Raw genomic sequence first — 20,476 nt, forward strand, 5'->3', positions numbered from 1 at the left:
ACTATTGGCGCAGGCGCACAGACAGGCCGATGATGCGCGGATCGCCGGGATTGGCGAAGATCAGGCCGCTGTTGCCGGTCTGCGCGGTCACGTTCTGGAGGTAGTCCTTGTCGAACAGGTTGCGCGCGAAGACCGATACGTCCCACACCCCGCTGCGATAGCCGATGCTGGCGTTGACCAGCGCATAGCCGGGGATGACCAGATAGGTTGAGCCGCTGGCATCGCCGTTCACCCGAGTCCTGGCATTGGCGTCCGCCCGCAGATAGGCCTCGCCGGCTGCCAGCGGCGCAGTGTATTCGCCGCCCAGCGATCCGGCCCACCTGGGCGTATTGGCGAGCCTGACGCCGGACAGGTCGCACGATGGCGTCGCCACGGTTTCGATCGGGCAGGGGCCGGCGGGATAGGAGCGATACCTGGCATCGGTATAGGCCCCGGCGAACCGGACCGAAAACCGCGGGCTGACGCGCCAACTTCCGTCCAGTTCCACGCCCTGCGAGCGGACCTTGGGGATGTTGGCCAGATAGGTCCGCAGCGAGGTACCGACGTTGTTGACCACGTTGGCCTGGTAATCGGTCACATCCACCCGGAACGCATCGAGCGAGAGCGTCAGCGCATCGTTCAGAGCCCTGATCTTGATCCCCGCTTCCCAGCTCTTGTTCTTCTCCGGCCGCACCACCGCCTTGCTGGTATCGAGGAGGAAGTTCTGGTCCACCGGCAGCCCCGACATGTTGATGCCGCCGGACTTTTCCGCCTGGGCATAGCCGGCATAGACCATCACCCCATCGGTCAGATCATAGGCAAAATTGACCCGCCCGGTGATGCTGCCGTCGCTCACGCGCTGGGCATAGTCCTGATCCTGCAAGATGCCTTTTTTGCCTTTGATGTCGGTCGGATTGGTGGTGGCAAGCCCGCCATACGTCTCGCCGAGATAGGACCCGTGCTTCTTCTCATAAGTGTAGCGCAGCCCCCCGGTCACCGCGAGGCGGGGCAGCGGCCGCCACGTCACCTCGCCGAACGCGGCATAGCTGCGGGCGTGGAAGCGGGTCTTGGCGGATATGCCGTAGCCATCGAGCAGCGCGGCGGGATAGGTCGAGCCGAGCAGCCAGTAAGCGGCATCGGCACCATATTCGCTGTTCTGGGTCCCCTTGATCACCTGATCGAGGAAATAGAGCCCGCCGACAGCCTGCAAAGGCCCATCGCCGTTCGTGGCTAGGCGCAGTTCCTGGCTGAACTGATCGTGCCGCGAGGGGATGCGCTGGATGGTCTGGATCTCGACCCCGGTGTAATCGCGATCGTTATCGACATTCCAGTTCCAGAACCGCCAGGCGGAAACCGAAATCAGTGTAACCCCGCCCAGCTTCCAGTCGGCAATGCCCGAGACGCCGCCTTCGCTGGTATCGAGGTTCAGCGGGGAATCGATGTCGGTCACCCGGTCGTAGACGGTGTCGGTCGGCAGGGTATAGCCAAGGCTGGCGGCAAGGTTGGCGAACTGCTTGTTGGCGGCCTTGTTGGTGGTGACGACCTTCCACGGCACCGGGACACAGCATTCGCCCTTCACGCTCGACCAGTCGGCGATCAGGCGCAGGCTGAAGTCCGGGCCGGACTGGAACAGCAACTGCGCCCTTGTGGCCTTGTTATCGACATCGTTCTGCTTGTGGCCCGAGGTGATGTTGCGCACCAGCCCATCGCGCCGGTTGACCATCCCCGATAGCCGGAAGGCGAGCACATCGCCCGCCAGCGGTCCGGTCACCGCCGCCCGGACGCGCAGGGCATCATGCTCTCCGAACGAAAATTCGCCGTCTGCGGCGGGGGTGAACTGCGGCTTGCGGGTGGCGATGCTGATCGCCCCGGCAGTGCTGTTCTTGCCGAACAGCGTGCCTTGCGGGCCCCGCAGGATTTCCACCCGCTCGACATCGGTGAAATCGAACGCCGCCGTTGCCGGGCGGGCGTGGTAGACCTGATCGACGTAATAGCCGACCCCTGCCTCCAGCCCGTCGTTCGAGGAGCTGACGGCAGCTACACCCGAACCGAGGCCCCGGATCGTATAGGCCGTGTTGCGCGGGTTGGGCGAGCTGTAGTTCAGCGTCGGTACCAGTTGGCTTAGCGTGCTGGTGCTGATCGTTGCCGTGCGATCGAGCGTCGTCCCGTCAACCACGGAAAGCGCAACCGGCACTTTCTGCGCGTCTTCCACCCGCTGGCGCGCAGTGACGATGATAACCCCTTCGCGCTCACCCTCTGCCGGGATGTCCTGCGCCATGGCCGGCACTGCGCCGGCCAGCGCGGCCAGCGCAGCGCTGGTTTGCGATGCGGTACGGAACCATTTCCCGGTCGACCATGCGCAAGCAGGGCGTGCCCGAGCCGGCACGCGGTTGCGGTATGTCATGCGATCACCCCCTGATGGCGCGATAGCCGCCAGTGCGACATCGCTATATTTCATTGAATATAGCGATGTGATTTTGCGCCGCACAAGCAATTTCTTGCCGGGCTTGGTTCGTGCGGTTCGCAGGGGGCGGTTCGCGGTGGTTGTGGCACAGTGCCGCGATAACGCTGCGGATCGGCGCGAGAGGAGAAGGCTTGGTGGCAAAACTGGATGGTATGGTGGCGCTCGTCACCGGCGCGGCGCGCAAACGCGGCATTGGGCGGGCGATCGCGCTGCGGCTGGCGCAGGATGGCGCGGATGTGGTGGTCACCGGGTTGCCGCGCGATCCATCGTCGTTCCCGCAGCACGAACAGGATGAAGGCTGGCGCGGCGTTACGTCCGTTGCGGAGGAAATCCGCGCTCTCGGCCGGCGGGCGCTGGCGATCGATTGCGATGTGACCCGCAGCGATCAGGTGATCGCCTGCATCGAGCGGACCGAGCGCGAACTGGGCCCGCTCACCGGCCTGGTCAACAACGCCGGCATTGCCAGTGAAGCCGCCGCCGCATCGATCATCGATATGACGGACGAGCTCTGGCACCGCACGATCGATGTCAACCTGAACGGTGTCTACAACATGTGCAAGGCCACCGGCCGCGCTATGCTGGCGCACGGCAGGCCCAGCGCGATCGTGAATATCTCATCGCTCGCGGGGCGGTTCGGGTTCGCCAACTACGGCGGCTATTGCGCCAGCAAGTTTGCCGTCATCGGGCTGACCCAGCAACTTGCCCTCGAACTGGCAACCAAGGGTGTGCGGGTGAACTGCATCTGCCCCGGTTCCATCGAAACCGACATGCTGGACGGCACCATGGCCCGCAAGGCGGCGATCGCCAATGTCCCGACGCCGGAATTCAAGGCCGGCTACAACCTCGGCATCATTCCGATGAACCGGCGCGGCCATCCCGACGAACAGGCGGCAGCCGCCGCGTTCCTGCTCAGCCCAGATGCCAGCTACATCACCGGGCAGACGATCAACGTCGACGGCGGTTACCGGATGGATTGACGGATAGGGTCAGAACTGGCGGACAACCGCCAGGAACGCGTCGCCATAGGCTTGCAGCTTGCGCGCGCCGATGCCGGGGATTTCGCCCAGCGCGGCCAGGGTGGCGGGGCGGGCTGCCGCGATTTCACGCAAGGTGGCATCGTGGAAGACGACGTAAGGCGGCACCCCGGCATCCTGCGCAAGCTGGCGGCGCAAGTCGCGCAGCGCTTCGAACAGCGGATCGCCGACCGGGTTGGCCCCGCCGGTGGTGCCGCGCCCCTTGCGCCCGCGCGGGTCGCGCTTGGGCGGGACTGCGATGGTCACTTCGGTTTCGCCCTTGAGGATCGCGCGGGCATCGCCGCCCAGCGCCAGCCCGCCGTGTTCCGTCGGCACCAGGCTGCCGCGCGCCTGCAGCGCCCGCGCCAGCGGCTTGAGCAGCGGCTTTTCATCCTCCGTCAGTATGCCGAACACCGATAGCTGATCGTGACCGCGCTGCAGCACGCGATCATCGCTGACGCCCGCCAGCACCTTTTCCAGATGGCCAAGTCCGAAGCTCTGCCCCGTGCGGTAGACCGCCGACAGCAGCTTGCGGGCCAGATCGGTCACTGCGATCAGACCGACGGGTTCGAGGCAGTTGTCGCAGTTGCCGCATGCCGCCGGCGGGTCTTCGCCGAAGTGGCGCAGCAGCACGGCGCGGCGGCATTCGCCGGTTTCGACCAGCGCGGCGAGGGCATCGAGCCGGGTCCGCTCGCTTGCCTGGCGGTGCGGCTCGATTTCGGACAGGCGCATGCGGGCCCGCGCGAAATCGTCAGCGCCCCAGAACATCACCGCCACGGACGGATCGCCATCGCGACCGGCGCGGCCGGTTTCCTGATAGTAGCCCTCGATCGACTTGGGCACGCCGGCATGGGCGACGAAGCGCACGTCGGGCTTGTCGATCCCCATCCCGAAGGCGACGGTCGCAACCATTACCATGTCTTCCGAAGCGACGAACGCGGTCTGGTTGCGGGCCCGCACCTCCTGCGCCAGCCCGGCGTGATAGGGCAGCACCCTGCGGCCGGTGGCGCGGGCCAGGCTCTCGGCCAGTTGCTCGACCCGGGCGCGGGTGGGAGCATAGATGATCCCCGGTCCCGGATTTTCTTCCAGCAGCGTCTTGAGCTGGCGCAGCGCATTGTCGCGCGGGCGGATGGCATAGCGGATGTTCGGCCGATCGAATCCGGCCACGATCAGGCCGTCTTCATCAATGCCGAGCTGGGCGAGGATGTCGGCGCGGGTGTGGTGATCGGCGGTGGCGGTCAGCGCCAGCCGGGGGACTTGCGGGAAAGTGTCCAGCAGCGGCCGCAGCAGGCGATAGTCCGGCCGGAAATCGTGCCCCCATTCGGAGACGCAGTGCGCTTCGTCGATGGCGAACAGCGCGATCCGCGCCTGGCTCAGCAAATCGCGGAAGTAAGGCTGGCTGGCCCGTTCCGGGGCGACATAGAGCAGGTCGAGTTCGCCCGCGCGCAGCGCGGCCATCGTCTCGGCCCGGTTGTCGTCGGCGCTGGTCAGCGTGGCGGCGCGGATGCCGTTGGCGGTGGCCGAGCGGAGCTGGTCGTGCATCAGCGCGATCAGCGGCGATACCACCACGCAGGTGCCCGGCAGCAGCACGGCGGGCAACTGATAGGTCAGCGACTTGCCGGCACCGGTGGGCATGACCGCCAGCGTCGAGCGGCCGTGCAGCACGCGATCGACCACCCGGTCCTGCACCCCGCGAAAGGCACTGAACCCGAAGGTATCGTGCAATGCCTGCGCCACCCGATCGGCCGAGGGCGGCTCTGCCGGGGACCAGTGCTGGACGTGTTCCTCCACCCGGTCCCACTCGGGCTCGGCGTAGAAGGTCGTCTCGTAAGGCCAGTCGTCTTCGTCAGTCACGCCGGTCTTATGGCAGAGGTGCGAGCCGGGGGGAAATGCCTGGCCTGTGGATTTCCTCCACCGCCGCGCCAAATCGGCTGGCGGTGGCCCGACATTTGTGATTCTCTTGGCACGTTCGCTGCTCTGGCGCGTTGGACATTGCAGCCACGATCACTCGGGAAAGGAAAGGTGAATCCCCATGTCCGCCTATCGCTTTCGCTCCAGCCGCTCTCCCGGATCTGGAGACGGACGCAGCACCCGCAACCCGTGCGAACGGCACCGTGTGTTCGGGCCGATCCAGCCGATGGATGAAGATCAGGGATTGCTCGGCCGGCTGTTGTCGCGGTTGTTCTGAGATCGTTTACTGCCAGAGCTCCGGCCGGGCTAACATCAGGGCTTGGGCAAGGATGAGTGTTTTGGCGTCCGTCAGTGCGCCGGACAACGCAAGGTTTCGCAGATCGTCCAGCGAAATTTCCCGTACATTGATGCATTCGTTTTCGTGTGCCGCGCCGCCGCCGGGTGCAATACGGTCCTCGGCAGCGTATTCGGCAAAATAAAGCGTCACCCTTTCGGTGGATACTGGCGGCAGCGGCCAAATGTTTGCCACGAAATGGAGCTTGTCGATGCGCAACCCCGCTTCTTCCATCGCTTCCTCGCGGATGCGATGCTCGGGAGCTGTTTGATCAAGTCCGCCGGCGATCACTTCCAACAAAGGGTCTTCGCCTGCTGCAAGCACTGCTGCGCGCGGCTGGTCGACCAGTATGCAAAGACGTCTGACAGGATCAAAGGGCAGGACGGCCACGGCCGAGCCGTTGTCCAGAAGGTGCCGTTCGGCGCGGGTGCCGTCCGGCATCGCCAGCTCCAATCGCGAGAAGCGATACCACCCGTCATAGATGAGGGTCTGCTGGAGTATCGAGGCTGGAATTGCGTAAGCGTCAGTCACAGGGTGTCGTTGTGTCAGGGAAAAATGCGAGGCGATAGCCGTATGGCGGCGATCGATTCATGAAATGTGCGAATGCGTTCTGCCGCATGGTAAATTTCCCTCGCTCGTCCACGCCGCAAAAGTGCCCCTCGCTGCGTTAACGCCACCTTCAAATGCGAATCATTAAAACGATTGCAGCAGAAGTCAGGTCCGCAGCGGATCGACAAAAATGGGAGCCGTTCGATGGGATGCATGATGCTGGATGCGCTGGTTGGCGGCACTGAACTCTTGAGCGCGCAGGAACACGAACTGGCTTTTGCCGATCAGGCCCGCATCGTCAAAAGCCTTGCGGTCGATCTGGGGCAGGACACCGGGCCGATCATCGACATGCTGGCCCGGCGCGGGTTCGATGCCGCGCTGGACATGATGGCGACCGGCGCGGCGCACAGCCCCCGGACGCCGGTCGTCGCCCGGACCACTGATCCCCTGCCGTCACGCTCGTTTCACTGACCAGCTCCCCCGAGGCCTTTGCACCAGGGAAGGCCTCGACCAGGACGCCGCGCCGTACCGCCACCCTCTCGCGGCGCGGCGTCCACTAGTCCAGGTTCGGACGCAACCAGCGGGTTGCGGTGGGCAGATCGATCCCGCGCCGGGTGGCATAATCTTCCAGTTGATCCTGGCCGATCCGGGCAACGCCGAAATACTGGCTGTCCGGGTGCGCGAAGTAGAAGCCGGAGACGGCGGCGGTCGGCAGCATGGCCTGGCTTTCGGTCAGCACGATGCCGGCATTGTCCGGTGCTTGCAGCAGATCGAACAGGATCGGCTTGAGCGAATGGTCCGGGCAGGCGGGATAGCCGGGAGCCGGACGGATGCCGCGATATTCCTCCCGGATCAGCGCCGCGTTGGTCAGTTGCTCACCCGGTGCATAGCCCCACAGCGTGGTGCGCACGTGCTGGTGCAGCCGCTCGGCAAAGGCTTCGGCGAAGCGGTCGGCCAGCGCCTTGAGCAGGATGTCCGAATAATCGTCATGCGCCGCCTTGAAGCGTTCAAGGTGCGGTTCGATGCCGTGGATGCCGACCGCGAAGCCGCCCAGCCAGTCGTCGCCCGCCGGATCGACGAAGTCGGACAGGCAGAAGCTGGCGCGCCCGCGCGATTTCTTGAACTGCTGGCGCAGGAACGGGATGCGTATCTCTGGCCCCTCCCCTTCAGGGGAGGGGTTGGGGTGGGGGGTGTCGGTTGCCGCAGCGCTCGCCGGCGCGCCCCCACCCCCGGCCCCTCCCCTCAAGGGGAGGGGGGGCAGGTTGCCTTGCCCATACAGCGCAGGGGGCTTCAGAAGCACATCGTCCCCTTCCGCCCTCGCCGGCCAGAAGGCGCAGACGCCGCGTGCGGTCAGCCACTTCTCCGCGATGATCCGGTCCAGCATCGCCCGCGCATCGGCATAAAGGCCGGTGGCGCTCTCGCCGACCACGTCGTCATCCAGGATCGCGGGATAGGCGCCGGCCAGTTCCCAGGCGCGGAAGAACGGCGTCCAGTCGAAGGTTTCGACCAGATCTGCCAGGTCCCAGTCGTCGAATACGTGGAGGCCGGGCTGGACCGGGGCCGGGGCTTTCAACGCGAAGTCGGTGGGGAAGCGGTTGGCGCGCGCTTCGGCGAGCGTCAGCAGCGCGCTTTGCCCCTTGCCCTCGCGCGCCTCGCGCACCTTTTCGTAATCGTTGGCGACCCCGGCCTTGAAACCGGCGGCCTGGGTATCGGACAGCAACTGGCTGGCCACGCCTACCGCGCGGCTGGCGTCCAGCACATGTATCACCGCGCCTTCATAGGCGGGATCGATCCGCAGCGCGGTATGCACTTTGCTGGTGGTGGCACCGCCGATCATCAGCGGGATCGCCATCCCGGCGCGCTGCATCTCCTCGGCCACCGTCACCATCTCGTCGAGCGAGGGGGTGATGAGGCCCGACAGGCCGATGATATCCGCCTCGTTCTCGTTCGCCGCTTCCAGGATCCGGGACCAGGGCACCATCACGCCAAGGTCGATCACCTCGTAGCCGTTGCACTGGAGCACGACGCCGACGATATTCTTGCCGATATCGTGGACGTCACCTTTGACGGTGGCCATGATGATCCGGCCCTTCGCCTTTGAATTGCCGTCTTTTTCCGCTTCGATGTAGGGGATCAGGTGGGCCACGGCCTTCTTCATGACCCGTGCCGATTTGACCACCTGGGGCAGGAACATCTTGCCTGACCCGAACAGGTCGCCCACCACGTTCATGCCGTCCATCAGCGGCCCTTCGATCACCTCGATCGGCCGCCCGCCCGCTGCGGCGGTGGCGGCGCGCATCTCTTCGGTGTCCTCGACGATGAAGGCGTCCAGCCCGCGCACCAGCGCGTGTTCGATGCGCTTGGCAACCGGATAGCCGCGCCATTCCTCGGCCGCCTTTTCCGCCGCCTTGTCCTTGCCCTTGAAGCCTTCCGCCAGCGCGATCAGCCGCTCGGTCGCGGTTTCGAAGCCGCTGTCGGCCGGCGGCGCGCGCATCAGGATCACGTCCTCGCAAGCGTCGCGCAAGGTGGGATCGATCTGGTCGTAGACGTCGAGCTGGCCGGCATTGACGATGGCCATGTCAAGCCCGGCAGGGATCGCATGGTAGAGGAACACCGAATGCATTGCCCGGCGCACCGTTTCGTTGCCCCGGAAGCTGAAGGACAGGTTCGACAGCCCGCCGGAAAAGTGGACGTGCGGGCAGCGCGCCTTGATCTCGGCCACCGCTTCGATGAAGTCCAGGCCGTAGCGATCATGCTCCTCGATCCCGGTCGCGACGGCGAAGACGTTGGGATCGAAGATGATATCTTCAGGCGGAAAACCGATGCCCGTCAGCAGCTTGTAAGCGCGCTCGCAAATCTCGATCTTGCGCTGGCGGGTGTCGGCCTGCCCGGTCTCGTCAAACGCCATAACGACGACGGCGGCGCCGTATTCCATGCATTTGCGGGCGTGGTCCAGGAACTGCGCCTCGCCCTCCTTCATGCTGATGGAATTGACGATCGGCTTGCCTGGTACGCATTTGAGCCCGGCTTCGATCACGTCCCACTTCGAACTGTCGATCATCACCGGCACCCGGGCAATGTCGGGCTCGGCGGCGATCAGCTTGAGGAACGTGGTCATCGCCAGATGCGCGTCGAGCAGGCCTTCGTCCATGTTGACGTCGATCACCTGCGCGCCGTTCTCGACCTGCTGGCGCGCAACGTCCACGGCCTTGGCGTAATCGCCGGCCATGATCAGCTTCTTGAACGCGGCAGAGCCGGTGACGTTGGTGCGTTCGCCGATGTTGACGAAGCGGGCACCGGAAATCTGATTGTCGGACGTCACTTAACAAAACTCCGTTCGTGTCGAGCGTGTCGAGACACGTGAGGCAGGTGCTGTGCGGGCGTGTCTCGACTACGCTCGACACGAACGGGGGCAGGTTGGTCCATACTCATGCCAGCGCGCGCGCCAGCACGAAATCGTCGTAGTGGTTGTCGCCCACGCGGAAAGTGCGGGTGCCGATAGGTTCGAAACCGTGCCTGGCATAGAACGCCAGCGCGCGGTGATTATCGTTTTTCACGCCCAGCAACAGGCGGCGGTGCCCGGCGCTGCCCGCCAGTGCCGCTGCCATCAGCGCGGCGGCGATGCCGCTGCCGTGAAAGCGCGACAGCACATAGATGCGCTTCAGTTCCCGATCGCCGTCGCCGGCTTGTTCCAGCTCCGGAGCGCATGTCAGCGCATAGCCGATCGGTGCGCCGCCCGGCTCGCACTCGGCCAGCCACGCCTGCGCGCCCTTCGCGAGGTAGGCGCGATAGGCATCGGCGCTATGGTGTTCGCGGCCAAAGGCGATGATGCCCCGGCCATCCACCGCACCGGCATAGGTATCGAGGAACGTCGCCGCGCCGACCAGCGCCAGCGCATCGGCGTCCTCGGCTCCGGCGGAGCGGATTGTCCAGTTCAACGGCTCATCAATCACAACACTACATCCGTTCGTGCCGAGCGAAGTCGAGACACCTGCGCGCCCGTGTCTCGACTTCGCTCGACACGAACGGGAGGTGGGGTGGTCAGCCTGCCATGGTGAAGGGTTCGAGGCCCGCAAGGCGCGTCACCGGCTCCAGCGCCGGGATCGGGCGCGGGGCCAGTCCCGCAACCTTGTTCGCGATGGCGGCGATATGCGCCGGGGTGGAGCCGCAGCAGCCGCCCAGCGCGTTGACCTGCCCCGCCACCGCCCATTCGCCGACAAAGCCCGCCGTCGTATCGGGCATCTCGTCATAGGCCCCCAGCTCGTTCGGCAGGCCGGCGTTGGGGTAGATCATGATGAGCGTATCGGCGATCTCGGCCAGCGTCTTGACGTGCGGGCGCAACTGCGTCGCGCCGAACGAGCAGTTGAGGCCGATAGTCAGCGGCCTGGCATGGCGCACCGCATACCAGAATGCCTCGACGGTATGGCCCGACAGGTTGCGGCCAGAAAGATCGGTCAGCGTCATCGACAGCATGATCGGCACTTCGCGGCCGAGTTCATGCTCCAGTTGCCGCACCGCCATCACCCCGGCCTTGGCGTTGAGTGTATCGAACACCGTCTCGATCAGGATGAAGTCCGCGCCGCCTTCGACCAGCGCCGCCGCCTGTTCCTTGTAGACATCCACCAGGGTATCCCAGTCGATCTCGCGGTAGCCCGGATCGTTGACGTCGGGGCTGAGCGAGAGCGTCTTGTTGGTCGGCCCGATCGCACCGGCGACGAAACGGGGGCGGCCGTCCCTGGCCGCATATTCGTCAGCCAGCCTGCGGGCCAGCTTTGCGCTTTCCACGTTGATCTCGCGCACCAGATGCTCGGCCCCGTAATCGGCCTGGCTGATGCGGTTGGCGGAGAACGTGTTGGTCTCGGCGATGTCCGCCCCCGCCTCGAAATAGGCGCGGTGGATCGCCTCGGGCACTTCCGGCTTGGTCAGCGCCAGAATGTCGTTGTTGCCCTTCTGCTCGTGGCTCAGGCCCAATGAACCGGCATAGTCGGCCTCGGACAGCTTCCAGTTCTGGATTTCGGTGCCGAACGCGCCATCGGTGACGAGGATGCGCTTGGCGGCCTCTGCCAGGAACGCGGTGCGGGCGGTGGATGGGGTCAGGGTCATGGCTGGGGCCTCAGTCCGAGCAGGTGGCAGATGGCATAAGTCTGCTCGTGCTTGTTGAGCGTGTAGAAATGGAAATCGCGCACGCCGCCGGCATAGAGGCGGTTGCACAGGTCGGCGGCGGCCACGGCGGCGATCAGGGCGCGCGGTCCGGGCCGTTCATCGAGCCCGTCGAACAGGCGCTCCATCTCTGCCGGGATTTCGGTGTTGGCCGACATGCGACGGATCGCGGCGAAGCTGGTGACCGGCATGATGCCGGGCAGGATCGGCGCGCTGATCCCTGCTGCCAGCACTTTGTCGAGGAAGCGGAAATAGGCGTCCGTGGAAAAGAAGAACTGCGTGATCGCCCGGGTCGCGCCCGCATCGAGCTTGCGCTTGAGGTTGTCGAGATCAGCTTCCGCGCTCAGCGCTTCCGGGTGGACTTCGGGGTAGGCGGCGACCGAGATGTCGAAATCGTGCCGCGCCTTGAGCCCGGCAACGAGGTCTGCGGCGCTGGCATAGCCTTCAGGGTGTGGGACGAAACGGCCACCATCAGCGGGCGGCGGATCGCCGCGCAGCGCTACGATATGGCGCACGCCAGCATCCCAGTACTGGTCGGCGATCTCTGCGATCTCGTCCTTGCTGGCTCCCACACAGGTCAGGTGCGCGGCGGCGACAAGGGCGGTTTCACGCGCGATCCTTGCCACAGTCGCGTGGGTGCGTTCGCGGGTGGTGCCGCCTGCGCCATAAGTGACCGACACGAAGCCGGGCTGCAGCGGTGCCAGTTGGGTGATCGCGTCCCAGAGCTGCTCCTCCATCTTCTCGCTCTTGGGCGGGAAGAATTCGAAGCTTACGGAAATGTCGCCCGGCAGATCGGCGAACAGGGGTGCCGGGGTGGCGGCGGTCATGCGGATAGGGCCTTTCTCGGTTCGGCGGCGGGAGCGGCGCGGCGGCCGGTCCAGATCTTCACGGTAAGCGGATCGCCGGGCAGGGTGATCGGCGCAGCGGGGCTGAACCCGGCATCCGCCAGGAACGCGGCCATATGCGCATCGGTAAACCCGAGCCGGGCGTGGGCATGCTGGACCCGCAGGTCCTCGTGATCGTGCGCGGCCAGATCGACCACCGCGATGCGCCCGCCCGGCGCGGTGACGCGGGCGGCTTCGGCAAGAACGGCGGCAGGGTCCTGCGCGAAATGCAGGACATGGTGGAACAGCACGGTGTCGAACCCGGCATCGGCAAACGGCAGCGCGGTAAAATCGCCGTGGACAAGGTCCAGCTTGTCGGCCGGCAGATCCTGCAGTCGCGCGCGGGCGATGCGGAGCATTTCCGCGCTCTTGTCGATCGCGGTCAGCCGCGCGGCGGTCGGGCTCAGCAGTTCGACCATCCGCCCGGTGCCGGTGCCGATATCCAGCACCCGGCCCAGCGGTTCGTCGGCCAGCGCCGCGACCAGCGCGATTTCCACAGGTTCGTCAGCCCCGTGCAGGCGGCGCATGGTATCCCATTCCGCTGCGTGGCGTTCGAAATAGGCCGACGCGTTCGCCTCGCGCCCGGCGCGGATCGCGGCGAGGTGGCGGCGGTCCTGTTCGCAGCGGGCGGCGAACTGTCGATCGTCGCGCTCGGCCAGTGCCAGCAGCCGCAGCACCGCCCCGCCGATCGTGGTGGTATCGGCCTCAGGGGCGGGCAGAGTGCCGATCGCGCTGCGCAGGAACACCCAGCTTCCTTCCTTGCGCCGTTCCGCCAGGCCTGCATCGCACAGGATGCGGATATGGCGAGAGACGCGCGGCTGGCTTTGCCCGAGCACTTGCGCAAGCTCTCCGACCGCCAGCTCCATATGGGCCAGCAGCCGGACCATTCGCAGCCGCGTGGGCTCCGAAACAGCGCGCAGGACGGGTTCGATTTTCATCGAATGTCATATAAAGATATCTTTATATCTAGGCAAGCCCTAGGGAAACGGCGGAAAACCCCCGCCCTACTTCTCATTTGCGTTGCACCATTGTCTCGTTTAAAGAGTTGCACCGCAGGCTTGCCTGCAGGCGTTGGCGTCTGCGCCAAACCAATGCGCCAGTTAATGCAAGGGGATTCGCATGAAGAAGATTGCTTTTGCCGCGTTCGCGACGGCTGCCGCTCTGTCTCTCGCTGCTTGCGGCGGGGAAGCTCCGGCTCCCGACGCCACTGAGTCGGTCGAAACCGCTCCCGAAGAAATGATGACCGGCGACGCCACCGACGCTCCGTCGGCTGAAGCCACCGCCGAGTAATCGGTAAGGGGGCTCGGTCCGACCGCAAGTCTGGTCGGCCCCCGCCCTTCTTTCCCGCCCATTCCGGGAGGGATCGAAGATCGGTTTCCGCACTCGCTGCGGAGCCACATAAACCCTCCCCTGCGGGAGGGTTTTTTGTTTTCCGGCAAAGCGTTAGTTGCAACAGGCCGTCGGTTCGACACTGACCGCCGGCAGCCATTGTCGGCGTTGTTGCGGGTTTTGTTTGCATGCGGGGCAGGGGCGCGGCATCACCGCCGGATATGCCGGACACCCTGAAGATCACGCTGGGCCAACTCAACCAGTCGGTGGGCGATATCGCCGCCAACGCCGATACGGTGCTGGCCGCGCGCGAACAGGCCAAGGGGTCGGACCTCGTCGTTTTTCCCGAGCTCCACCTCATCGGCTACCCGCCCGAGGACCTGATTCTCAAGCCGGCGCTGGTCGAACGTGCCGCCGCCGAACTGCACAAGCTGGCCGAAGCCAGCGCGTCGGACGGGCCGGCGATGCTGGTCGGATCGGCCTTCGTCCTCGATGGCGCACTGCACAATGGCGTGGCCCTGCTCGATCAGGGCAAGGTCGCGGCGGTGCGGCTCAAGCACGAACTGCCCAACTATGGCACATTCGACGAGATGCGCCTGTTCCAGCCCGGCCCCTTGCCCGAACCGGTGATCCTGCGCGGGACGATGATCGGGGTGCCGATCTGCGAGGATATCTGGCGGCCCGAAGTGTGCCGGCACCTGGCCGATTTCGGGGCGGAAATGTTCATCTGCATCAACGGCAGTCCTTACGAGATCAACAAGGACGCCTTGCGCATCGAAGGCGTGGCCAAGCGCCGTGCGGTCGATACAGGGTTGCCGCTGGCCTATCTCAACCGGGTTGGCGGGCAGGACGAACTGGTGTTCGATGGTGCCAGCTTCGTGGTCAACGGCGATGGCGGCCTCGCAGTGCAGTTGCGCGACTGGGAGGAGCAGGTGGTCCAGACCAACTGGACCAAGACCGCCAAGGGCTGGCGCTGCGATCGTGGCGAGGTGCCGCCGCTGGCCACGCATCCTGAGGATATCTATTGCGCCATGGTCCTGGCGCTGCGCGATTACGTCAATCGCAACCGCTTTCCCGGCGTCGTCCTGGGGCTGTCGGGCGGGATCGATTCGGCGGTCTGCGCGGCGATCGCGGTGGATGCGCTGGGGGCGGACAAGGTCTGGGCGGTGATGATGCCCTCGCGTTTCACCAGCACCGAAAGCCTCGATGATGCGGCGGCCTGCGCCAAGGCGCTGGGCGTGCGCTATTCGGTGATGCCGATCGACGGCGCGGTGGACGGCTTCGATGCGATGCTGGGCCCGGCGTTCGACGGGACGCCGCGCGGCCTGGCCGAGGAAAATCTGCAATCGCGGATTCGCGGCACGGCGTTGATGGCGCTTTCGAACAAGTTCGGGCCGATGTTGCTGACTACCGGCAACAAGAGCGAGATGAGCGTGGGCTATGCGACCATCTATGGCGACATGGCGGGCGGCTACAATCCGCTCAAGGACGCCTACAAGATGACCGTCTATGCCCTGGCGCGCTGGCGCAACCGGCATGTCCCGCGCATCGGCCTGGGGCCTGCGGGGGCGGTGATCCCGGACAACATCCTCACCCGCCCGCCGACCGCCGAACTGCGGGAGAACCAGCGCGATTCGGACAGCCTGCCGGCTTACGATCTGCTCGATCCGATCCTGCTGGGGCTGGTGGAGCACGACAAGAGCGTGGACCAGCTCGTCCGCGAAGGCTTCGATCGCGCCACCGTCCAGCAGGTCGAGCGGCTGCTGCACCTGTCGGAATACAAGCGCCGCCAGGCCCCGCCCGGGGTCAAGCTGACCGCCCGCAACTTCGGGCGCGACCGGCGCTATCCGATCACGCACGATTTCCGCAGCGGCTCGACCGTGCGCCAGGACGCCAATTAAAGTAGTTTAACACGCGAACGGGGCGGACAGGTTGCCTGTCCGCCCCGCCATGGTCACGGCATCGCCCGCCCCATCAGGCGGCCGCGAGCATCCGGGCAAGGTCTTCCTGCGGATCGCCGGTGGGGCGGATGTCGAACTTGTCGATCAGCACGCCCAGCACTTCGGGGGTCAGGAACTGGGGCAGCGTCGGCCCGAGGTGGATTTTGCGCAGGCCGAGGTGAAGCATCGTCAGCAGCACGGCGGTCGCCTTCTGCTCGAACCAGCTTATCCCGTAGTGCAGCGGCAGATCGTTGACCTCGCAGCCCAGTGCGCCAGCCACCGCCACCGCAACCTGGATGGCGGAATAGGCATCGTTGCACTGGCCCATGTCCAGCACGCGCGGGATGCCGTTGATGGTGCCCATGTCCTCGCGGTTGAAGCGGAACTTGCCGCAGCCCAGCGTCAGCACCAGGCTGTCGGCGGGGGTGCTGACCGCGAGGTCATGGAAGTAGTTGCGGCCTGGGCGCGCGCCGTCGCAGCCGCCGATCAGGAACAGGTTCTTGACCTCGCCGCCCTTGATCATGCCCAGCAGGGTATCCGCCACGCCCATCACCGTATTGCGCGCAAAGCCCGCCGGGATGCGCTGTTCGGGCGCATCGGCGGCGAAGCCGGGCTGGGTCAGCGCGCAAGCGATCACCGGTGCGAACTCGTGGTTCTGGATATGCGGCACGCCGTTCCAGCCCACCGGCCCGGCGGTAAAGATGCGATCGGCATAACCCTTGATCTCGGGATTGATCAGGCAGTTGGAGGTCATCAGGATCGCGCCGGGGAAGGCATCGAATTCCTTCTGCTGGTCCTGCCACGCGCCGCCGTAGTTGCCGGCCAGATGCGCGTACTTCTTCAGCCCCGGATAGGCGTTGGCCGGCATCAGTTCGCCGTGGGTATAGACGTTGATGCCCAGCCCCTCGGTCTGCTGCAGCAGAGCTTCAAGGTCGCCCATGTCATGGCCGGACACCAGGATCGCCTTGCCGGCCACCGGCGACATGCGCACCATGGTGATCTCGGGGTGGCCAAACCGCCCGGTGTTGGCGGCATCGAGCAGCGCCATCACTTTGAGGTTGAGCCCGCCCACCGCCAGACATTCCCGCAACAGCGCATCGATGTCGGTCGGATCGGTCGCCAGGAAGGCGGAGATGCGGTGAAATTCGGCATTGATCGCCGCTTCCTCCTGGCCCAGCACGCGGGCATGTTCGGAATAGGCGGCAGTGCCCTTGAGGCCATAGAGCAGCAGGTTGCGCAGGCCGGTCACGCTGGGGCCATCGCGGTCCATCCAGCGCTGGATGGCGGCGAACGGCGCGGCAGCGGCGCGCTCGGCGCGGGTGATGCCGGGGTTCCAGGTGGCGGGTTCGGGCAGGGCGGACAGATCGGCACCGGCAGTGAGGGCGCAGGCGCGGGCGCGCTCCCGCATGCCGATCGCGCGGTCTATCAGCCGATCGAAACGGGTGCTGTCGAAGTTGACGTTGGTGAGGGTGGTGAACCAGGCGTGCGGGGTGAACGAATCGACCTGTTCATCGCGTGCGCCAACCCGCGCGGCGCGATCGGCATAGACCGAGACGCCCTGCATCAGGCGCAGCAGGACGTCCTGCTGATCGGCCACGTCTGCGGTCTTGCCGCATGAGCCGACCTTGACCGCACATCCACCCTTGTTCGATTGTTCGCACTGCACGCAATACATGGGGCACCTCAATTGTTGCATTTTCGATTCCGCTTTTACGCCGCTTCGGGAAAGGTGCGTTTGACGTGAATCAATTGACTCCGAAGGTCTTTTGGCGAGGGTGCATGCCATGCAGTTGACCCGGCATACCGATTTCGCGCTTCGCCTGCTGATCCACCTCGCCCGGCTGGAGGGTGGCCGCGCGACGATCGCGGCAGTGGCGGAAGAGCAGGACATTCCGCGCACGCACCTGATGAAGATCGCGGCGGCGCTGGCCCATGCCGGGTTCGTCGCGGCAACGCGCGGGCGTGGCGGCGGCGTGGTGCTGGCACGTCCGGCCGAGGACATCCGCATCGGCGACGTGGTCGCGGCGATGGAGCCCGACCGTGCGCTGGTCAATTGCAGTGGGTGCCGGGTGGCCCGCCGCTGCACCCTGCCCCGCCAGCTCGACAAGGCGATGGGCGCGTTCCTGGCCGTCCTCAACGAAAAGACGCTGGCCGAAATCGCCTAGCCAACACGGCTTGCCGGGCCTAATCCGCCGCGCATGACCGTTACCCGCTTCGCTCCCTCGCCCACCGGGCACCTTCATGTCGGCAATATCCGCACGGCGCTGCACAACTGGCTGCTGGCACGGCGCGATGGCGGCCGTTTCCTGCTGCGGATCGACGATACCGACGCCGCCCGCAGCCGGGAGGAGTACGTCGAGGGCATCCGCGCCGATCTGGCCTGGCTGGGCCTTCACCCGGAAGGGGAGGAACGCCAGTCTGCCCGCTTCCCCGTCTACGAGGCGGCTTTCGAGACGCTGAAGGCGCAAGGGCGGGTCTATCCCTGCTGGGAGACCCCGCAGGAGCTGGAACTGCGGCGCAAGGTGTTGCTGGGGCGCGGCCTGCCGCCGATCTACGATCGCGCCGCGCTGGCGCTCGGCGAGGATGACAAGGCGGCGAAGCTGGCGGCTGGCGATCTGCCGCACTGGCGGTTCCTGCTGGACCATGACGAGCCGATCGCCTGGGAAGACGGCATTCGCGGACCCCAGCGTTTCGATCCGGCGCAGATGAGCGATCCGGTCGTGCGCCGCGCCGATGGCTCGTGGCTCTACATGCTGCCTTCGGTGATCGACGACGTGGCGATGGGGGTCACCGCGATCCTGCGCGGCGAGGATCATGTCTCGAATACGGCGGCGCAAGTGCAGATGTTCACTGCGCTGGGTGCCGCGCTGCCCGCGTTCGCGCACGAGGCGCTGCTGGTCGGCAGCGAGGGCAAGCTGTCCAAGCGGCTGGGATCGCTGGGCGCGGGCCACTTTCGCGACGCCGGGATAGAGCCGCAGGCGCTGGTGGCACTGCTGGCGCGGCTGGGGACCAGCGATCCGGTCGATCCGCTGCTCGGCCTCGATGAACTGGCGGCTGGCTTCGACCTGTCGCGCTTCGGCCGCGCGCCGGCGCGGTTTGACGAGGCGGAGCTGGACCGGATCAATGCCGCCGTGGTCCACGCGACGCCTTACGCGCAGGTTGCCGATCGCCTGCCCGCCGGGATGGACGAAGCCGCCTGGCAGGCGGTGCGGCCCAACCTTGGCAAAGTGGCCGAGGCGCACGACTGGTGGCGGGTGGTGACCGGGCCGGTATCCGCCCCGCCGCCCGAGGCGGACGATGTGGCCTTCCTGGCGAGCGCCGCTGCGGCGCTGGACGCGCTGGACTGGTCGGATATGATCTGGAAGGACCTGACCGGCCGGCTCAAGGACGAAACCGGGCGCAAGGGCAAGGCGCTGTTCCTGCCCCTCCGCCGCGCGCTGACGGGCATGGACCACGGACCCGACATGGCAGCACTGCTGCCGCTGATCGGGCGCGAGGCGGCGCTGGCGCGGTTGCGGGCGGTGGCCTGAACAACCGAGCCCGATTCGCGGGCCGCCGTTGGTTTAGCGCGCTGCGAAGTTTACAAAGGTTACACTGTGTAAACTTCGAAAACGGCGGTATTTCTTTTTAAAATCAATTTGTTGATCGTAAAATACGAAGTTTACAGTCCCGGAGATGAAAATTCCGCGAAGGTGATCGACGAAGGCAAAGAGCAGGGCGCGGGCGCGCCGTGGTGGATTATGCCGGAGGCGATGGATGTAGGAAAGCGATCACGACGGCTACGCATGGGTGAGACGCGCATCAGCAGCAGAAGGGCCGGGCGCGAGTGTCACATGGCCAAGATTGTGCGATGTGGAGGAATAAGAGTTTAGGGGTTTTCGCACGTGTCATCGGAATTCCCGAGTTTGACAGGGGGAAACCGTGCTGTCAATTTAATGCACTGTCACCGTAATTCTCCGTAACTCCCGCGGAAGCGTGGCGGGGGCGCGCGGCGGCGGGGTAGGGCGCGGGTTCAGAAGCACCCGTCGAACTGCAGGCTCGATCCGCTCCAGCGGACATTGCGGTGCAGGCCGGGATATTCGCAGGCGATGTAGGCGATGCGCCCGCTCTTGGGATTGTAGGCCGAATGCGATCGTCCTGGCGCGATTTGGCTCGATGAGCCACGGGTGGGGCATGTGAAGAAGCGTGCGTCGGAATCGCTGGCAGGGTTGACCCAGCAGTATTCCACGATGACATCGAAACCGCAGCCGTTGATCAATTGTCCGCTTGAGAACCGCATGCAGCTTGTCGCCACGCGGTAGCTGCGCTGGGCGCTGCCGGTCGAGGGGGATGCACCCTTTGCCCCATACCCCGGCGCGGTATAAGGCTTGCCCATGGTGCCGCCGCTGGCCACCGGCGCCGTCGCGCGCTGGCGGATGAAGTTGCAGTTCTGCGCCTGTACCGAGTTGACCTGCCAGCTGCGGTTCTGGCAGTTAGCGGCCCAGTAGGAACGCTGCTCCGGATTGCCCGCGCCGGCCGGCAGGCTGCCGAAGGAGGTCATAGGCCCGCTCATCGGCGGGGCCGGCTGATAGGCGGGCGCGGGCGGCGGCGTGTAAGGGCTCGGTGCGGGGCGAACCACCGGTCTCGGGGCGGGCATTGGCATCGGCCGGTTCGCATAGCCTCTCAGCGCATCGTTGATCCCCTGACGGGCGGCGTCGAGGATCATCTGGCTGTTCGCCCGCTGCCGTTCGGCCTCGGCCTCGGCTTCGTAGTCTTCCTCGTCGTAGTCGTCCTCGTCATAGCCGGAATATTGCGCCCAGCTCGCAGCGGGTGCGAAGGCGGCATGGGCAAGCAGCAGGCAAAGCGACAACTTTCTGGCGGTGGTCAACACGGGCGTACACCTTATCTCATGATTTCCCGGTTATTTTGCCGAC

At 65.7% G+C, this 20,476-nt stretch carries 17 protein-coding genes; 7 read left to right on the forward strand and 10 right to left on the reverse strand.

Annotated elements, in window-relative coordinates; genetic code table 11:
• Window position 1: 1 nt before the first annotated feature.
• Window positions 2–2,437, reverse strand: a complete 2,436-nt coding sequence (locus IE122_RS09180) for a TonB-dependent receptor (RefSeq protein WP_229813945.1) — start codon at window positions 2,435–2,437, stop codon at window positions 2–4.
• Window positions 2,438–2,577: 140 nt separating this feature from the next.
• Between IE122_RS09180 and IE122_RS09185 the strand changes: the two genes are divergently transcribed.
• Window positions 2,578–3,420: an SDR family NAD(P)-dependent oxidoreductase gene (locus tag IE122_RS09185; RefSeq protein WP_189620863.1), complete on the forward strand. Its 843-nt coding sequence runs from the start codon at window positions 2,578–2,580 to the stop codon at window positions 3,418–3,420.
• A gap of 9 nt (window positions 3,421–3,429) precedes the next feature.
• Here IE122_RS09185 and recQ read toward each other — a convergent pair whose 3' ends face one another.
• Window positions 3,430–5,193, reverse strand: coding sequence for a DNA helicase RecQ (gene recQ / locus IE122_RS09190; RefSeq protein ID WP_229813969.1), 1,764 nt, complete (start codon window positions 5,191–5,193; stop codon window positions 3,430–3,432).
• A gap of 295 nt (window positions 5,194–5,488) precedes the next feature.
• Here recQ and IE122_RS09195 point away from each other — a divergent pair, with 295 nt between their 5' ends.
• Window positions 5,489–5,644: a hypothetical protein gene (locus tag IE122_RS09195; protein ID WP_189620865.1), complete on the forward strand. Its 156-nt coding sequence runs from the start codon at window positions 5,489–5,491 to the stop codon at window positions 5,642–5,644.
• Between the two features lie 6 nt (window positions 5,645–5,650).
• Here IE122_RS09195 and IE122_RS09200 read toward each other — a convergent pair whose 3' ends face one another.
• Window positions 5,651–6,232, reverse strand: a complete 582-nt coding sequence (locus IE122_RS09200; RefSeq protein ID WP_229813946.1) for an NUDIX hydrolase — start codon at window positions 6,230–6,232, stop codon at window positions 5,651–5,653.
• A 234-nt stretch (window positions 6,233–6,466) separates the two neighbouring features.
• Here IE122_RS09200 and IE122_RS09205 point away from each other — a divergent pair, with 234 nt between their 5' ends.
• Complete coding sequence (locus IE122_RS09205; protein WP_229813947.1) at window positions 6,467–6,721, forward strand: hypothetical protein; 255 nt, start codon at window positions 6,467–6,469, stop codon at window positions 6,719–6,721.
• A gap of 85 nt (window positions 6,722–6,806) precedes the next feature.
• Here the strand turns inward: IE122_RS09205 and metH are convergent, their stop codons facing one another.
• From metH to IE122_RS09230, 5 genes are all read right to left on the reverse strand, one after another.
• Window positions 6,807–9,572, reverse strand: a complete 2,766-nt coding sequence (gene metH, locus IE122_RS09210) for a methionine synthase (RefSeq protein WP_189620867.1) — start codon at window positions 9,570–9,572, stop codon at window positions 6,807–6,809.
• 106 nt (window positions 9,573–9,678) lie between these two features.
• A complete protein-coding gene (locus IE122_RS09215; protein WP_229813948.1) occupies window positions 9,679–10,188 on the reverse strand; it encodes a GNAT family N-acetyltransferase in 510 nt (169 codons plus the stop codon).
• 103 nt (window positions 10,189–10,291) lie between these two features.
• The gene (locus tag IE122_RS09220) at window positions 10,292–11,353 is read right to left on the reverse strand and encodes a homocysteine S-methyltransferase family protein (RefSeq protein ID WP_189620868.1); all 1,062 of its coding nucleotides are present in this window, start codon (window positions 11,351–11,353) and stop codon (window positions 10,292–10,294) included.
• Entirely contained in the window at window positions 11,350–12,237 is an 888-nt protein-coding gene (metF, locus tag IE122_RS09225; RefSeq protein ID WP_189620869.1) for a methylenetetrahydrofolate reductase [NAD(P)H], read from the reverse strand. Before metF ends, IE122_RS09220 begins: the two co-directional genes overlap by 4 nt.
• Complete coding sequence (locus IE122_RS09230) at window positions 12,234–13,232, reverse strand: ArsR/SmtB family transcription factor (RefSeq protein WP_189620870.1); 999 nt, start codon at window positions 13,230–13,232, stop codon at window positions 12,234–12,236. Before IE122_RS09230 ends, metF begins: the two co-directional genes overlap by 4 nt.
• A 181-nt stretch (window positions 13,233–13,413) precedes the next feature.
• Here IE122_RS09230 and IE122_RS09235 point away from each other — a divergent pair, with 181 nt between their 5' ends.
• Together IE122_RS09235 and IE122_RS09240 are read left to right on the forward strand one after the other, a co-directional pair.
• On the forward strand, window positions 13,414–13,584 hold the full coding sequence (locus IE122_RS09235; RefSeq protein WP_189620871.1) for a hypothetical protein: 171 nt from the start codon (window positions 13,414–13,416) through the stop codon (window positions 13,582–13,584).
• A gap of 260 nt (window positions 13,585–13,844) precedes the next feature.
• The gene (locus IE122_RS09240; protein ID WP_189620872.1) at window positions 13,845–15,524 is read left to right on the forward strand and encodes an NAD+ synthase; all 1,680 of its coding nucleotides are present in this window, start codon (window positions 13,845–13,847) and stop codon (window positions 15,522–15,524) included.
• Window positions 15,525–15,597: 73 nt separating this feature from the next.
• On the opposite strand, the gene hcp is transcribed toward IE122_RS09240, so the two are convergent.
• A complete protein-coding gene (hcp, locus tag IE122_RS09245; RefSeq protein ID WP_189620873.1) occupies window positions 15,598–17,238 on the reverse strand; it encodes a hydroxylamine reductase in 1,641 nt (546 codons plus the stop codon).
• A 109-nt stretch (window positions 17,239–17,347) separates the two neighbouring features.
• On the opposite strand from hcp, the gene IE122_RS09250 reads away from it, so the two are divergent.
• Window positions 17,348–17,728 carry an RrF2 family transcriptional regulator gene (locus IE122_RS09250; protein ID WP_229813950.1) on the forward strand — a complete coding sequence of 127 codons (381 nt, stop codon included), beginning with the start codon at window positions 17,348–17,350 and terminating at the stop codon, window positions 17,726–17,728.
• Window positions 17,729–17,761: 33 nt separating this feature from the next.
• Window positions 17,762–19,093, forward strand: a complete 1,332-nt coding sequence (locus IE122_RS09255; RefSeq protein WP_189620874.1) for a glutamate--tRNA ligase — start codon at window positions 17,762–17,764, stop codon at window positions 19,091–19,093.
• A 482-nt stretch (window positions 19,094–19,575) separates the two neighbouring features.
• Here the strand turns inward: IE122_RS09255 and IE122_RS09260 are convergent, their stop codons facing one another.
• Window positions 19,576–20,430 carry a hypothetical protein gene (locus IE122_RS09260; RefSeq protein ID WP_189620875.1) on the reverse strand — a complete coding sequence of 285 codons (855 nt, stop codon included), beginning with the start codon at window positions 20,428–20,430 and terminating at the stop codon, window positions 19,576–19,578.
• Window positions 20,431–20,476: the final 46 nt, after the last annotated feature.

This window comes from Novosphingobium colocasiae, assembly GCF_014652555.1.
Classification (GTDB): domain Bacteria; phylum Pseudomonadota; class Alphaproteobacteria; order Sphingomonadales; family Sphingomonadaceae; genus Novosphingobium; species Novosphingobium colocasiae.

What these genes read in the sequence shown, in the direction of transcription:
- IE122_RS09180 (WP_229813945.1), bottom strand. Translation starts at nt 2,437, where the DNA reads ATGAAATATAGCGATGTCGCACTGGCGGCTATCGCGCCATCAGGGGGT.
- IE122_RS09195 (WP_189620865.1), top strand. Translation starts at nt 5,489, where the DNA reads ATGTCCGCCTATCGCTTTCGCTCCAGCCGCTCTCCCGGATCTGGAGAC.
- IE122_RS09205 (WP_229813947.1), top strand. Translation starts at nt 6,467, where the DNA reads ATGCTGGATGCGCTGGTTGGCGGCACTGAACTCTTGAGCGCGCAGGAA.
- IE122_RS09220 (WP_189620868.1), bottom strand. Translation starts at nt 11,353, where the DNA reads ATGACCCTGACCCCATCCACCGCCCGCACCGCGTTCCTGGCAGAGGCC.
- metF (WP_189620869.1), bottom strand. Translation starts at nt 12,237, where the DNA reads ATGACCGCCGCCACCCCGGCACCCCTGTTCGCCGATCTGCCGGGCGAC.
- IE122_RS09230 (WP_189620870.1), bottom strand. Translation starts at nt 13,232, where the DNA reads ATGAAAATCGAACCCGTCCTGCGCGCTGTTTCGGAGCCCACGCGGCTG.
- IE122_RS09235 (WP_189620871.1), top strand. Translation starts at nt 13,414, where the DNA reads ATGAAGAAGATTGCTTTTGCCGCGTTCGCGACGGCTGCCGCTCTGTCT.
- IE122_RS09240 (WP_189620872.1), top strand. Translation starts at nt 13,845, where the DNA reads ATGCCGGACACCCTGAAGATCACGCTGGGCCAACTCAACCAGTCGGTG.
- hcp (WP_189620873.1), bottom strand. Translation starts at nt 17,238, where the DNA reads ATGTATTGCGTGCAGTGCGAACAATCGAACAAGGGTGGATGTGCGGTC.
- IE122_RS09250 (WP_229813950.1), top strand. Translation starts at nt 17,348, where the DNA reads ATGCAGTTGACCCGGCATACCGATTTCGCGCTTCGCCTGCTGATCCAC.
- IE122_RS09255 (WP_189620874.1), top strand. Translation starts at nt 17,762, where the DNA reads ATGACCGTTACCCGCTTCGCTCCCTCGCCCACCGGGCACCTTCATGTC.